The following is a 13,642-nucleotide window of genomic DNA, read 5'->3' as shown; positions in this document are numbered from 1 at the left end:
GTTAGGGAGTCTCTGGACTCCTCAACCACTCACGGGGCCGTAGGCCCGGTAACCTTCGAAGATCATGATGACGCGTCAGGATCGCAGCCCATGCTGAACCGCTTGCTCTCCACCTACCTTCGCCCGTACAAGCGGGAACTGATGCTGGTGGTCCTGTTCCAACTGGTCGCGACGGCGGCCGCGCTCTACCTCCCCAGCCTCAATGCCGACCTCATCGACAACGGGGTCACGAAGGGCGACACCGGCTACATCCTGTGGACGGGTGGGGTGATGTTGCTCGTCACCGTCGTCCAGATCGTGTGTTCCATCGGTTCCGTGTACTTCGGTGCGCGCGCGGCCATGGGCTTCGGGCGTGACGTGCGCCGGGCAGTGATGCATCAGGTCGGTAGCTTCTCGTCCCGCGAATTCGGCCGGTTCGGTGCACCGTCGCTGATCACCCGGAACACCAACGACGTGCAGCAGGTGCAGATGCTCGTCGTGATGAGCTGCACGATTCTGGTGATGGCGCCGATCATGTGCATCGGCGGCATCGCGATGTCGATACGCGAGGACGTCGGGCTGGCGTGGATTCTCGCCGTCACCGTGCCTGTCCTCGGATTGTCCATGGGGTTCGTGATCTCGCGGATGGTGCCCGCCTTCCGTGAGATGCAGACCCGGATCGACGGTGTCAACCGCGTCCTGCGCGAGCAGATCACCGGCATCCGCGTGGTCCGGGCGTTCGTCCGTGAACGCTCCGAGATCGAACGTTTCGAGACGGCCAACGAACAACTCACCCAGACCGCCCTCCGCGTCGGCCGCCTCACCGCGATCATGTTTCCTCTGGTCATGGTGATCGCCAATATCACCAGCGTGGCCGTCATCTGGTTCGGTGGGCACGAAATCGACAGCGGCAGTATGCAGATCGGTTCGCTGACGGCGATGCTCAGCTACATCATGCAGATCCTGATGTCGGTGATGATGGCCTCGTTCATCGCGATGATGGCACCGCGGGCGACGGTGTGTGCAGAACGCATCGGTGAGGTTCTGGCCACCGAGTCGACTGTGGTCCCGCCGGCCGAACCTGTCACGCGGATCGAGCATCCGGGGGTGGTGGAGCTGCGCGACGCGCAATTCAAATTCCCCGGCGCCGACGAACCGGTGCTCCGCGACATCAACTTCCGGGCAGAACCGGGCAAAACCACCGCCATCATCGGCGGCACCGGATCCGGTAAGACCACGCTGCTCTCGCTGATCCCCCGCCTCATCGACGCCACGGCCGGCACCGTCACCGTCTCCGATGTCGACGTCCGGCGCCTCGACCTCGACGTTCTGCGGTCGGGGATCGGTTTGGTTCCGCAACGGCCGTATCTGTTCTCGGGCACCGTCGCCACCAATCTGCGGTACGGCAAACCCGACGCGAGCGACGAGGAGTTGTGGCACGCGCTGGAGATCGCGCAAGCCGCCGACTTCGTCCGGGCGATGCCGGAGGGCCTGGACACCCCCATCGCGCAGGGGGGCACCACCGTGTCGGGTGGGCAGCGACAGCGACTGGCCATCGCGCGGGCTCTGGTACGCCGCCCGTCGATCTACCTCTTCGACGATTCGTTCTCCGCTCTCGACCTCACCACCGACGCTCGCCTGCGCGCCGCACTCGAACCGGAAACGGCGGACGCCTGCGTGATCCTTGTGGCGCAACGGGTGTCGACCATCGTGGAGGCCGACCAGATCGTGGTGCTCGAGGACGGCGCCATCGTCGGAATCGGTACCCACGACCACCTGCTCGACACCTGCCCCTGTTACGTCGAAATCGTCGAATCCCAACGATCGATTCAGGAAGCCTTATGAGCGATCGCACGAGCACCGCCACCGCCGAGAAGCCGGCGGGCCCCCGGATCCCGGGGCCGGTCGCGCCGGGAGCGCCCGGCTCCAAACCGCACGCTCTGTGGCCGTCCACCAAGAGGCTGCTGGGGCGGATGCGGCCACATCGCATCGCCGTGAGCACCGTCATCCTGGTCGCCGGGGTGGCGGTGGTGCTCACCTCCATCGCGCCGCGCCTGCTCGGTCAGGGCACCAACATCATCTTCGACGGCATCGTCGGCAAACAGTTGCCGGCGGGAATGTCGAAGGACCAGGCCGTCGCCGCACTGCGGGCCGACGGGCAGGGCACGTTCGCGGACATGGTGTCCGGCATGGCCGTGATACCCGGTGTCGGTATCGACTTCGGTGCGCTCGGTCGTGTCCTCGCGATCGTCCTCGCGTTGTACGTCGGGTCGTCGGTGTTCATGTGGCTGTCCGGGTACCTCCTCAACATCGTCGTGCAGGGAGTGGTGAAGAACTTGCGCGCCGAGGTGGAACGGAAGATCCACCGGCTTCCACTGCGCTACTTCGATTCCCATTCCCGCGGTGACCTACTCAGTCGCGTCGCCAACGACATCGACAACGTGTCGCAGTCGTTGCAGCAGACCATGAGCCAGCTGATCGTGTCGGCCATGACCGTGATCGGCATCCTGGTGATGATGATCGTGATCTCGCCGTTGCTCGCACTCATCGCCGTCCTCACCGTCCCGCTGTCGGTGCTGGTGACAGCGCAGATCGCGAAACGGTCCAAGACGCATTTCGTCGCGCAGTGGAAATCGACCGGGGCGCTCAACGCAGAGGTGGAAGAGGCCTTCACCGGCCATGAACTGGTCACCGTGTTCGGCCGCAGCCGTGAGGTGGAGGCCCGGTTCGAGGAACAGAACGAAAACCTCTACCAAGCGAGTTACCGGGCGCAGTTCATCTCGGGCCTCATCATGCCCGCGATCATGTTCCTCGGAAACCTCAACTTCGTGGCCATCGCAGTCCTCGGCGGCATGCGGGTGGCGTCCGGCACGATGAGTCTCGGTGACGTGCAGGCGTTCATCCAGTACTCCCGCCAGTTCACGCAACCGCTCACCCAGATCGGCGCCATGGTCAACCTCATGCAGTCGGGGGTGGCGTCCGCCGAGCGGGTGTTCGCGATCCTCGACGAGGACGAGGAAGAGCCGGATCTGCTCGACGCCCGGACCCCAGAGCTGGCGAAGGGACACGTGGAGTTCTCGAACGTCTCCTTCAGTTACTCGCCGGAGAAGCCGCTGATCGAAGACCTGTCACTGGTGGCCGAGCCGGGACAGATGGTCGCGATCGTGGGGCCGACCGGCGCGGGAAAGACCACGCTGGTCAACCTCATTCTGCGGTTCTACGACCTCGACGGCGGCAGAATCCTCCTCGACGGTGTCGACATCGCCGAGATGTCTCGGGACGAACTGCGGTCCCGGATCGGCATGGTGCTGCAGGACGCCTGGTTGTTCGGGGGCACCATCCGCGACAACATCGCCTACGGCCGGCCCGATGCCACGGAGGAGGAGATCCTCGCGGCGGCACGGATCACCTACGTCGACCGGTTCGTCCACTCGCTGCCCGACGGCTACGACACCGTCATCGACGAGGAAGGCAGCAACATCAGCGCGGGTGAGAAGCAGCTGATCACGATTGCGCGCGCCTTCATCTCGCAGCCGTCGATCCTGATCCTCGACGAGGCGACGAGTTCCGTGGACACCCGTACCGAACTGCTGGTGCAGCACGCCACGGCGGTCCTGCGCAGCGACCGCACCAGCTTCGTGATCGCACACCGGCTGTCGACGATTCGCGACGCCGATCTGATCGTCGTCATGGAGGACGGACGCATCGTCGAGCAAGGCAGCCATGAAGATCTGCTGATCGCCCACGGTGCGTACTACCGGCTGTACAACAGCCAGTTCGTGGGTGCCGACGTCTGACCGGTCTCCCTATTTGACGAGGGTGAACTGCATGACGTCGATGTGCCCGGACCGGAAATGGGCGGCGCAGCCGAGAAGATACTTCATGAACCGTTCATACATTTCGGATGAGGACAGCTCGATCGCCTCGGCGCGGCGCGCCGTCAGAGCGTCGGCCCAGTGCTCGAGCGTCCGCACGTAGTGCTTCTGCAGGGATTGAATCCGCTCGATCCGGAAGTTCGCCTTGTCGACGGCTTCTTCGATCCACTGTGGTTGGGGCAGTTGGCCACCGGGGAAGATCTGCCGCTTGATGAAGATGTGGAAGAGGGCGTTCTCGCGGGTCACCGGGATACCCATCTCCTTCAGGGCCGACAGGGGATGGCCGATGATCGTGTGCAGGAGCATCCGGCCGTCGTCAGGCAGCATGTCGTGGCAGTTGGAGAAGAAGGTGTCGTACCGTTCGCGCCGGAAGTGTTCGAAGGCGCCGATGCTGACGATGCGGTCCACCTTTTCGTGGTATTCCTCCCATCCCCGGAGATGGACTCGGCCCGTCCGGGGACCGGGATGGTCCGCCAGCAGCCTGCTCACGTGGTCGTACTGGTTACGGCTGAGCGTGAGGCCTTCGACGTTGACGTCGTACTTCTCCATCGCCCGCAACATCGCCGCGCCCCAGCCGCACCCGATGTCGAGAAGGGTCATTCCGGGGTGCAGATCGCACTTGCCCAGTGACAGATCGATCTTCGCGCGCTGAGCCTCCTCCAGGGTCATGTCCTCGCGTTCGAAGTACGCGCAGCTGTACGTCATGGTCGGGTCGAGGAACAGTGCGAAAAAGTCGTCCGAAAGGTCGTAGTGCGACTGCACCTGCCGATAGAAGGGTTTCAACGCTGTGTGCGACATACCTGACCCCTTGTCTCCTCGGGCCGGCCGCCTCCCGGGCGATCCGGAGGACTCCTCGCGCCGACTCTGCCGAGGGGATACCCAAACTTTCCCGGCTGACTCACCCGCGCATACCGGAGGTGAGGAAGTACGCACGGCCGGCCGTGATTGGATACACCAGTGAATGCTGTAGTCCCCACCCCGCCCGATCCGTTCTTCACCGTAGGCACGCGACTCGAGGGCCGGCTGGGCCGGACCGGGACCATTCACACGCCGCACGGGGACATCGCGACACCCTCGTTCGTGGCCGTCGGCACCAAGGCCACGGTGAAGGCGGTGCTGCCCGAAAGCATGAAGGACCTCGGCGCGCAGTCCGTTCTCGCCAATGCCTATCACCTGTACCTGCAGCCGGGACCGGACATCGTCGACGAGGCCGGGGGCCTGGGCAAGTTCATGAACTGGGACGGCCCCACCTTCACCGACAGCGGTGGCTTCCAGGTGATGTCGCTGGGGGTGGGTTTCAAGAAAGTCCTCGCCATGGAGGCCGTCGGCGTGCGATCCGACGACGTGATCGCGAAGGGCAAGGAACGGCTGGCCACCGTCGACGACGACGGCGTCACCTTCAAATCGCACCTGGACGGGTCGCGGCATCGGTTCACGCCCGAGGTGTCGATGCAGATCCAGCATCAGCTCGGCGCAGACATCATGTTCGCGTTCGACGAGCTCACCACCCTGCTGAACACCCGCGGATACCAGGAGAGGTCCGTGGAGCGCACCCAGGCGTGGGCGGTGCGCTGCATCGCCGAACACGAGAAGCTCACTGCCGAGCGGGCGCACCGTCCCTATCAGGCCCTCTTCGGTGTGGTTCAGGGCGCGCAGTACGAGGATCTGCGCAGGCAGGCCTGCCGCGGACTCGAGTCGATTCGCGGGGAGAGCGGACGCGGATTCGACGGATACGGCATCGGTGGCGCTTTGGAGAAGCAGAACCTCGGCACCATCGTCCGCTGGTGCAACGAGGAACTGCCCGAGCACAAGCCCCGGCACATGCTCGGCATCAGCGAACCGGACGACTTCTTCGTGGCCATCGAGAACGGCGCCGACACCTTCGACTGCGTGAACCCGTCACGTGTGGCGCGCAACGCGGCGATCTATCACCCGGACGGCCGCTTCAATATCAACACCAGCAAGAACCGTCGGGCCTTCACGCCGATCGACGAGAACTGCGACTGCTACACCTGCGCCAATTACACGCGGGCGTACCTCCATCACCTGTTCAAGGCCAAGGAAATGCTGGCGTCGACCCTCTGCACCATCCACAACGAACGGTTCACCGTGCGGCTGGTCGACCAGATCCGGGGAAGCATCGAGGGCGGCTACTTCGACGAGTTCAAGGCCGAGACCCTGGGCCGCTTCTACGCCGCGAGGACGTAGGTCGGTTCGCGCTTCTTCACGTAGGCGATGACCCGATACGTGATGGGCATGACCAGTACCTCCACCAAGGTCTTCCACAGGAAACCGACGATCACGTAGTTGACGAAATCGGTCCACGTCGTGATGCCGATGGCGCCGGCGGCGATGGAGCAGAAGATCAGCGTGTCGGCGAATTCCCCGACGACGGTGGAGCCGATCAGCCGTGCCCACAGGTGCTTTTCCTTGGTGCGCTCCTTGATGAGGACCAGCGTCGCCGAGTTCAGCATCTGGCCCACCAGGTAACCGGCCAGTCCGGCGAGCAACAGTCGGGGATAGACACCGACGACGGCGCTGAGGGCGTCCTGGTTTTCGTAGAAATCGGCGGCGGGGAGCTCGATGAGGAGCCAGAAGCAGAACGCGGCGAGAATCAGCGCGCCGAATCCCAGATAGATGGCCCGACGCGTCGACTTGAACCCGTACACCTCGCTGAGGACGTCGCCGACGATGTAGGCGAGTGGGAAGAGGAAGAAGCCGCCGTCGGTGATGACGGGCAGGATCTGCAGCGGCCCGAGGGTCAGCGAAGAATCACTGAAGAATGCGACCCCCTTGGTCGCGCAGATATTCGAGATCAGCAGCGTCGCGGTGAACAATGCGACGAACGTGGGGTAATACCCGCGACTGACGTGCGCGAACGTGGCATGGTCGGCTTGCTCTACGTGCTGATCTGAGGCTGTCACGCCGCAATCCAAGCACTTGCGGGTGGAGTGGCGCGAATCAGGAACGGGTGAACGTACCTTTTGTCCGATCTGAAGCGACGAAAGGTACGTTCACCCGCAGGCGCGACACCAGTGGCAGCGGTCAGCCCTGAACGACGCGCGTACCGCCGGCGAGCTCATCGTGCTTGCCCTGCTTCGTAGGGCTGCTGTTGATCGTCACACCGATGACGATGGCCGCGACCGTGCCGAGGAGCCCGAACAAAAGCCCGATCAGCGGCAGCCCGCCGAGCGCCGAAAGGACGTAGAAGCTGTTCCGGACCAGCGACTGCTGCTGTGTGGGCAGTCCACCGTTCGGTCCTACAACCCGAAGGCCGAAGAGCTGCTTTCCCGGGGTCTGCCCGCGCGTGGTCTCCAGCAGCACGAAGTACCCGACCACTGCGGCCGCGGTGAGAAGGGCACCGACGACGCTACCGAGAACCGAACCGAGTGCCAGCGAGATGATCGTCGTGACGATGGCGGTGGGAATGCCCACGATCAGGCCGTCGATTACGCGCGCACCCAGGCGTGGAAGCAGCTCGCCCGGGCGGGACGTGTCGAACCCGAAATCGGGCTGGGCGAACGGTGCAGTACCGAAAGCCTGCCCCGAATCGAACTGCTGCTCACTGGATTGCTGCCCGTACCGGTGCTCCCCCTGCGGCTGGGCACCGAACGGTTGGTGCCCCTGGTTCGGATCGAATCCGCCAGTAGTCATATTTCCCCCTCGAATCTCGAGTCTGTGTGTCTCGGATGACGCCGAGCACATTACGCATGGCGAGAGTGGGGTTCATGTGACGGATAGAGAAACGGGTGAGCGCGCTTGCCGTCCATGTGGACGGGAAGCACGCTCACCCGCGGTGAGTTCAGGCCGTCAGGCCGAGACGTAACGACCGGTGAGCACGCGGTATGCGTACGTCGAGGCGATGATCGTGAGGGGAATCGTGACGAGCAGTCCCAGTCCGCACGGAATCGCGCCGAGAATATTGATACCGACCAAAGCGAGAGCCAGCAGGAGAAGCGGTCCCACGTTCTGGGAAATGATTCCGAAGCTGGACTTGATACCGGTGACGGCGTCCTGATTCTGGTCGATCACGAACTGCAGCGTCCACCACGTCAGGAAGACGACGATCAGACCCGGAATGACGAGCAGGATGAAACCGATGGTGGACAGCACACCGACGATGAGGCTCGCGATGATGATCGCACCGACATTCGTGAACTGGAAGAACGATCCGAAGGCAGGCTTGTTGCCGTCCACCTCGTGGAGCGCTCCCCGCACGAGGGCGGCATTGATCAGGTAACCGACCACCGTGGTGACGAGCGTTCCGATGATTCGCCACACCGTGAAGGTGTCGGAGAGATCGGAGGACGTGCTGAAACCGCCGAAGATCAGGTTCAAGACGACCTGGATGACCGCCGCGACCAGCATGATCCCGATCCAGATGAGCGCGTTGTCCTTGAACTTGTTCCAGCCGTAGCTGATCGCGTTGCCCACCGACAGCTGTCCCGGTGTCTGGCCGGGGGCGCCGTAACCCGTTACGGGCGGAGGAGGCGGATATCCACCCGGCGGCGGACCCTGTGGAGGCGGTGGGTAATTACCCTGCGGCGGTGGGTAATTTCCGCCCTGTTGGGGTGGATAATTTCCCCCCTGCTGCGGAGGTGGGTAATTCCCGGGAGGCGGCGGGTAGTTTCCGCCGGGGGGCGGCGGATATCCGCCGGGAGGTGGTCCCTGCGGCGGCGGTGGGTAATTCCCGGGGGGTGGCGGATATCCGCCGGGAGGTGGTGGGGGATTGCCCTGCGGAGGGTATCCGCCCTGATCACCGCCCTCTGGTTTGTCGTTCGGGTCGTATCCACCAGTCGTCATGTGTTCCCCTCAGCAAGAATTGAGTGCTTGCGTATGACAGTGCGAATAGACACTACGTGGACGAACCTTTACTTGCCCACCTTTGGACCGCTTCTTCTCGAGGCGATTTCATGCCTTACGCTGGTAAACGTGACTAATTCTGGGGGATCGGACAACTCGAATCCGGACGGCGGCCAATACCCGCCCGGCTACGGCGAGGTACCGGGTTTGCCTCGGGACGGATACGGGGTCGACGCCTCCGGCAACCCCACGTATTCGGCACCTACCGAGAAGTATCCCGACTACCAGCAGCCGGGCGCCTACGGAACGTCGCCGGCGCCGGAAAGCCAGGGGCAGTACGGAAGCCCCAATCCCCCTGCCACGCCGAACCAGTACGGTGGCACCCATCAGTACGGCGGTTCGCCTCAGCCGTACGGGACACCCAACCCATACGCGGCACCGAACCAGTACGGCGGGCAGGCACAGTACGGCGGGCAGAATCAGTATGCCGCCCCGAACCAGTACGGTGCCCCGACTTCGGGGTACGGGCCCCCGAATGCGTATGGCGCGCCGTATGCGCAGCAGCCTGGAACCAACGGGCTGGCGATCGCCGCACTGGTCGTCTCGATCGTGGGCGGCTGCGTCTACGGTCTCGGGGCCATCGTCGGCATCATTCTCGGGGTCGTTGCACTCGGTCAGATCAAGCGGTCCGGGGAACAGGGCCGGGGACTCGCGATCGCCGGCATCGCCCTCGGCGCGGCGTACATCCTCGGGTGGATTCTGTTCTTCCTCGTCATGGTGATTGCGGCGGCGTCGTCGGGAGTGTGATCACCCACGGCTCGCGCGGCAGCCGAGCCGGTTCGAAACGGTCGAGCAGCCCGGCCAGGTCCACTTCCTCGTCGGGCGCGGTGAGTCGCAACGAGGTGGCCAGCATGGCGAGTACCTGACGAGGGGTGCGCCCCAAAGCCTTCTGGTCGCCGAGCGTGACGGCACCGGCGCGCTTGGCCAGTCTCCGGCCTTCCTGGTCGAGGGCCAGGGGGACGTGGGCGTACTGGGGCGCCGTCAGTCCGAGCAGTCCGGCCAGGTAGGCCTGACGGGGCGCCGACGACAGCAGATCGTCGCCGCGCACCACCTGGTCGACGCCCTGGGCTGCGTCGTCGACCACCACCGCGAGGTTGTACGCGGGTGTGCCGTCACCGCGCCGCAGCACGAGGTCGTCGACCATCCCGGAATAGCTGCCGTGCAGCAGATCGTCGATCGTGAACGACCCGACCTCGGCGCGCAGGCGCAGGGCGGGGGGACGGCCACCGGCCCGCCGCGCGTCGCGTTCTTCCGGCGTCAGGTTTCGGCAGATGCCGGGATACGCACCGTGCGGTCCGTGGGGTGCGGACGGGGCCTTCAGTATTTCCCTTCTCGTGCAGAAGCACTCGTAGGTGAGGCCGGCCGACTCGAGTCGGGTGACCGCGTCCCGGTAGTGCTCGAGCCGGTCCGACTGCACCATGAGGTCCTCGTCCCAGTCGAGGCCGAGTTCGCGGAGATCTGCCAGTTGCTGCTCGCGGGCGCCCGGGCGGACGCGGTCGAGGTCTTCGACGCGCATCAGGAAACGACGGCCGGTCGACCGCGCGAACAGCCACGCCAACAGGGCAGTGCGGAGGTTCCCGAGGTGCAGGTCTCCCGACGGGCTGGGCGCGAATCGGCCCGCACCGGCGGTGGCGTTGTTCGGCTCCGCCTGGGAGAGCGGCGTTATCGGGTGCGGCGACTGGGACATCGGCGAGGCGGTGGGGTCAGCTGGCCAGTTCGATCGCCGACGTCGTCGGCACGACCTCGGCGCCTTGCAGAACCATGGCAATCTGGATGTCGAGGGCGTGCTCGAGGTACTCCGGCGGGTACAGGCCGGGGCTTCCGAGCGCATGGAGCGCGAGGCCGTCGACGGCGGCGAGCAGCAACGCCGCGCGTGTTTCGGCCTCGTGGACGCCCATGCCGATCAACACCGCGGACAGCTTGGTACGGATGGTGAACAGGGTCGTGCGGCGAATCTCGGCGAGCGAGGCCGAGGTGGCCGCACGGACGGCGAACCCGGCCATGACGTGGGCCTCACGGGACCTGGCCTCGTCGAGCGGAAGTAGCTGTGACAAGGCCGAGAACAGGCCGCGGGCGGGGTCGCCGTCCTGATCCACGTCCGCCAAACGGGTGAGCAATTTGTCGACGAGAGTCCTCAGGGCGAAGGCGAACATCTCGTCCTTGGTGGAGAAGTGATGCTGCACGGCGCCGATGGACACGCCCGCCCGCTTGGCCACCTCCCGCACGCTGGCACCCTCGAGGCCTGCCTGGGCCGCGACATCGAACAGGGCTGCCGCGAGGTGCTCTGGACTGGTCGAGGAGTATCGGCGTTCGCGCATGGATAGAACATTACTTGCGTATTGAATCAATACACATGTCAGGTGCCTCTGTGTCGCAACGTGTCGCGTGTGACCAATGGGTTCAGCGCTGCTCGTAGGCCGGAAACAGATCACACCGATGGGGTGCACGGTCTACCCCAACCAGGTCGGCGACATCGACGTGGTGGTCAACAACTTGCCGGACGAGCGAGTCGTACTGGTCGCGCACGACGCGTCCGGTCCGCCGGCCATCGACTGGGCGCTGCGGAACCCTGAGCGGGTCGAGGAGCTGGTCCTGCTCAACACCTACTACGAGTGGACGATCGGCCTTCGACGGGCCACATGCCATCGTGCTGTACTCGACTCCCGGGCTCAACGCGATCGCCCGTCGCCCGTCGCCCGTCGCCCGTCGCCCGTCGCCCGTCGGCTGTCGGCGATGCGACCCGACCTCGAGCGGCGCCTCTTCCACTACCAGGGGGGCTCATTCATCCGCGACGGTGACGCACGAGCTGGACTCGTCCCGCAGCTGTTCGAGCAGTTTCGCGCGTCACGTCCGGCGTTCTGGCGGGCACACCTCCGGCATGCTCGGCCGGGTGGTTTCCCGGCGGTTCAAGGCCCGCCAGCTGCAGCATTTCCACCGTCCCGTGCGGATCATCTTCGGCGTCAGCGACAGCCTGGGCGTCGCCCGTAACGTGCTCACCGACCGGCTCGAGCGGTTGGTGGAGGCGGGTGTGCTGGAGCGCGTCGAGTATCAGCAGCGTCCGCCTCGCTTCAAGTACCGGCTCACCGCGGTCGGCCTCGAACTCTGCACGCCGGTGGTCGGACTCACGCATTGGGGTGACCGGCACCGGTCGGGGCCGGACGGCCTACCGCGGCTGACCCGGCACCGTGAGTGCGGTGGTCAGCTGCACGCCGAGCTGGTGTGCGAGCAGTGCGGCGAGACTGTTGCCGGCACCGAACTGGAACTGCCGCCGGGGCCCGGACTACGAACAGACCCCCTTGCTGCCGGTTAGCTTGCGCGCAATGGGGTAGGAGAGGGACCCGGATGATCGACGTGCGCCTCGAGTCCGACGTGCATGTCAGGTGGCCGGAATGACGGCGCGGGGCATGTCGGCCCGCAACTCCACATCGGTGACGAAATCACCGTCACCGGGCTCGTAGCGTCGCTGCGGGTCGAAATCTTCCACGCGGAAACTGTTCAACGCGGGGGAGTGCGTGGTCACCGCGAGGGTGCCGCCGTCGAGGTCGAACTGGAGCAGCCGCTGGAAGCCGGTCTCCCGGCGGTTGTCGACCCGGAAGTTCTGGTAGTCGGCGAGCAATTCCACCACGGTGCGGTCGGTGTCCCCGACCTTTCTGTCGGTGACCGTCGTCTGCCCGTCGACATGTCCGGCGAGGACGAGGAACACCGTATCGAACGGCACGACGAGCCGGTTCCAGATCTGCTGTCCGGCGCTTCCGCCGATGTCACCGAAGCCGCTCATCCGCAGGGAGCCGTCCTCGTCGAGGTAGTAGTGGCTGCCGATCATCACATTGCGGTCCGGGTGCGCGGCGAGAACGTCCTCCGCCCACTGCAGTACCCGCTCGGGCGGGTTGTAGCCGATGTACAGCATCAAGAACTTCGCACCTGCGAGGTCGAGCAGGTCGTAATGGGCCGAATTGTCGGTGTCCGTCACCGACCCGCCCCAATACGGCCTGTCCCGGTATCGCCACGGGCCGAAGAACTCGTTGTAGAGGGCGTGGTTCTTCTCATGCTCGCCCGGGATCAGGCGGCCGCCGACATTCCACAGATTGTCGTGATTGCCGGGCAGGACGCCGTGCGGGATGCCGGCGTCTTCCAGCGTCGACATCGCTTTGTCCGCCACTTCGAATTCGGGGCGGGCGCGAGTGTCGGGCGCGCCCGGCCGAATCCAGCTCTGGACCAGGTCGCCGGTGTGCATCGAGTACGCGATCTTCCGGTCCGCGGCATTGTCGGCCGTCCAGCGGGTCATGCTGTCGAACACCGCGGGATTGTCTCGGGACACGTACTGGGTGTCGGTGATGTGCTGAATTGCGAAGTCGTAGGACGCCGGATCTGCGAATTGCTGGTCGGCCTCGGAGTTGGCATCGCGGAAGGAACGGTCTCGGCGTGGACTGTCGATCACGAGGATCTGGGCCGAATCGGCACCCTCGATGCGGGTACTCAGCCTCACCGGACCGCCCGGAACGTCGGGTCGCGCGGTGGCCACCGGCTCACCCCAGCTGCCCGCCTGCTCATCCCAGACGTGCAGTGCCACGTCGTCGAGGTTGACCGAACGGCCCTCCCAGACCACTTCGTTGGCAAGAGCGCCCGGTGCGAACGTGACCTCGTATCGCATGTACGGGTACTCGTCGAAGCGGTGGGTGGTGGCCGATGTGCGGTCCGATTCGGCACCGGGCACACGACCGGACGGCGTGAGGTCGTCGGTGATGCCGGCGAACATGACCGCGGAGTGCAGTGGAGTCGAATTGAGCAGCCCCCGCGACGCCAGGCCCTGGGCGCCGCGGGGCTCCGGTTCTGCGCCGGCGACCCCGTCGCTGCTGAGCACACCGGCAACCAGCGACACGGTCATCAACGTGGCTAACCTGCCCGGCACACTCATGACCTGAGGT

The 13,642-nt window shown here is 65.1% G+C and carries 13 protein-coding genes; 6 read left to right on the top strand and 7 right to left on the bottom strand.

The window, feature by feature from the left end:
* Positions 1 to 90 precede the first annotated feature (90 nt).
* The gene (locus HYG77_RS13180) at positions 91 to 1,824 is read left to right on the top strand and encodes an ABC transporter ATP-binding protein (RefSeq protein WP_208962877.1); all 1,734 of its coding nucleotides are present in this window, start codon (positions 91 to 93) and stop codon (positions 1,822 to 1,824) included.
* Positions 1,821 to 3,776: an ABC transporter ATP-binding protein gene (locus HYG77_RS13175; RefSeq protein WP_208962876.1), complete on the top strand. Its 1,956-nt coding sequence runs from the start codon at positions 1,821 to 1,823 to the stop codon at positions 3,774 to 3,776. The genes HYG77_RS13180 and HYG77_RS13175 overlap by 4 nt, the downstream gene beginning before the upstream one ends.
* A gap of 9 nt (positions 3,777 to 3,785) precedes the next feature.
* On the opposite strand, the gene HYG77_RS13170 is transcribed toward HYG77_RS13175, so the two are convergent.
* Positions 3,786 to 4,652, bottom strand: coding sequence for a cyclopropane mycolic acid synthase family methyltransferase (locus HYG77_RS13170; RefSeq protein WP_109326197.1), 867 nt, complete (start codon positions 4,650 to 4,652; stop codon positions 3,786 to 3,788).
* Between the two features lie 159 nt (positions 4,653 to 4,811).
* On the opposite strand from HYG77_RS13170, the gene tgt reads away from it, so the two are divergent.
* Positions 4,812 to 6,062: a tRNA guanosine(34) transglycosylase Tgt gene (gene tgt, locus HYG77_RS13165; RefSeq protein WP_208962875.1), complete on the top strand. Its 1,251-nt coding sequence runs from the start codon at positions 4,812 to 4,814 to the stop codon at positions 6,060 to 6,062.
* Here the strand turns inward: tgt and HYG77_RS13160 are convergent.
* From HYG77_RS13160 to HYG77_RS40945, 3 genes are all read right to left on the bottom strand, one after another.
* Positions 6,044 to 6,778, bottom strand: coding sequence for a queuosine precursor transporter (locus tag HYG77_RS13160; protein WP_159918892.1), 735 nt, complete (start codon positions 6,776 to 6,778; stop codon positions 6,044 to 6,046). The two genes, tgt and HYG77_RS13160, sit on opposite strands and share 19 nt — an antisense overlap.
* Before the next feature lie 121 nt (positions 6,779 to 6,899).
* Entirely contained in the window at positions 6,900 to 7,508 is a 609-nt protein-coding gene (locus HYG77_RS13155) for an RDD family protein (RefSeq protein WP_208962874.1), read from the bottom strand.
* Positions 7,509 to 7,664: 156 nt separating this feature from the next.
* A complete protein-coding gene (locus HYG77_RS40945) occupies positions 7,665 to 8,288 on the bottom strand; it encodes a hypothetical protein (protein ID WP_335743613.1) in 624 nt (207 codons plus the stop codon).
* Between the two features lie 576 nt (positions 8,289 to 8,864).
* Here HYG77_RS40945 and HYG77_RS13145 point away from each other — a divergent pair.
* Positions 8,865 to 9,464 carry a DUF4190 domain-containing protein gene (locus tag HYG77_RS13145; protein ID WP_208963372.1) on the top strand — a complete coding sequence of 200 codons (600 nt, stop codon included), beginning with the start codon at positions 8,865 to 8,867 and terminating at the stop codon, positions 9,462 to 9,464.
* Here HYG77_RS13145 and gluQRS read toward each other — a convergent pair.
* Together gluQRS and HYG77_RS13135 are read right to left on the bottom strand one after the other, a co-directional pair.
* A complete protein-coding gene (gene gluQRS, locus HYG77_RS13140) occupies positions 9,430 to 10,404 on the bottom strand; it encodes a tRNA glutamyl-Q(34) synthetase GluQRS (protein ID WP_208962873.1) in 975 nt (324 codons plus the stop codon). The genes HYG77_RS13145 and gluQRS overlap by 35 nt on opposite strands.
* A gap of 16 nt (positions 10,405 to 10,420) precedes the next feature.
* Positions 10,421 to 11,035, bottom strand: a complete 615-nt coding sequence (locus HYG77_RS13135) for a TetR family transcriptional regulator C-terminal domain-containing protein (protein WP_208962872.1) — start codon at positions 11,033 to 11,035, stop codon at positions 10,421 to 10,423.
* A gap of 76 nt (positions 11,036 to 11,111) precedes the next feature.
* Between HYG77_RS13135 and HYG77_RS13130 the strand changes: the two genes are divergently transcribed.
* Entirely contained in the window at positions 11,112 to 11,705 is a 594-nt protein-coding gene (locus HYG77_RS13130) for an alpha/beta hydrolase (RefSeq protein WP_208963601.1), read from the top strand.
* The gene (locus tag HYG77_RS13125; RefSeq protein ID WP_244461300.1) at positions 11,659 to 12,027 is read left to right on the top strand and encodes a helix-turn-helix domain-containing protein; all 369 of its coding nucleotides are present in this window, start codon (positions 11,659 to 11,661) and stop codon (positions 12,025 to 12,027) included. Before HYG77_RS13130 ends, HYG77_RS13125 begins: the two co-directional genes overlap by 47 nt.
* Before the next feature lie 66 nt (positions 12,028 to 12,093).
* Here HYG77_RS13125 and HYG77_RS13120 read toward each other — a convergent pair whose 3' ends face one another.
* Positions 12,094 to 13,632, bottom strand: coding sequence for a metallophosphoesterase (locus HYG77_RS13120; RefSeq protein ID WP_208962870.1), 1,539 nt, complete (start codon positions 13,630 to 13,632; stop codon positions 12,094 to 12,096).
* Between the last annotated feature and the right edge of the window lie 10 nt (positions 13,633 to 13,642).

Source organism: Rhodococcus sp. ZPP, assembly GCF_017656075.1.
GTDB classification, from domain to species: domain Bacteria; phylum Actinomycetota; class Actinomycetes; order Mycobacteriales; family Mycobacteriaceae; genus Rhodococcus_F; species Rhodococcus_F oxybenzonivorans.
This window is presented reverse-complemented; position numbering and strand designations above follow the sequence as displayed.

Bases quoted from the DNA above. Each gene is read 5' to 3' on its own strand.
- HYG77_RS13180 (WP_208962877.1), top strand. From the start codon at position 91: ATGCTGAACCGCTTGCTCTCCACCTACCTTCGCCCGTACAAGCGGGAA.
- HYG77_RS13175 (WP_208962876.1), top strand. From the start codon at position 1,821: ATGAGCGATCGCACGAGCACCGCCACCGCCGAGAAGCCGGCGGGCCCC.
- HYG77_RS13170 (WP_109326197.1), bottom strand. From the start codon at position 4,652: ATGTCGCACACAGCGTTGAAACCCTTCTATCGGCAGGTGCAGTCGCAC.
- HYG77_RS13155 (WP_208962874.1), bottom strand. From the start codon at position 7,508: ATGACTACTGGCGGATTCGATCCGAACCAGGGGCACCAACCGTTCGGT.
- gluQRS (WP_208962873.1), bottom strand. From the start codon at position 10,404: ATGTCCCAGTCGCCGCACCCGATAACGCCGCTCTCCCAGGCGGAGCCG.
- HYG77_RS13135 (WP_208962872.1), bottom strand. From the start codon at position 11,035: ATGCGCGAACGCCGATACTCCTCGACCAGTCCAGAGCACCTCGCGGCA.
- HYG77_RS13130 (WP_208963601.1), top strand. From the start codon at position 11,112: ATGGGTTCAGCGCTGCTCGTAGGCCGGAAACAGATCACACCGATGGGG.
- HYG77_RS13120 (WP_208962870.1), bottom strand. From the start codon at position 13,632: ATGAGTGTGCCGGGCAGGTTAGCCACGTTGATGACCGTGTCGCTGGTT.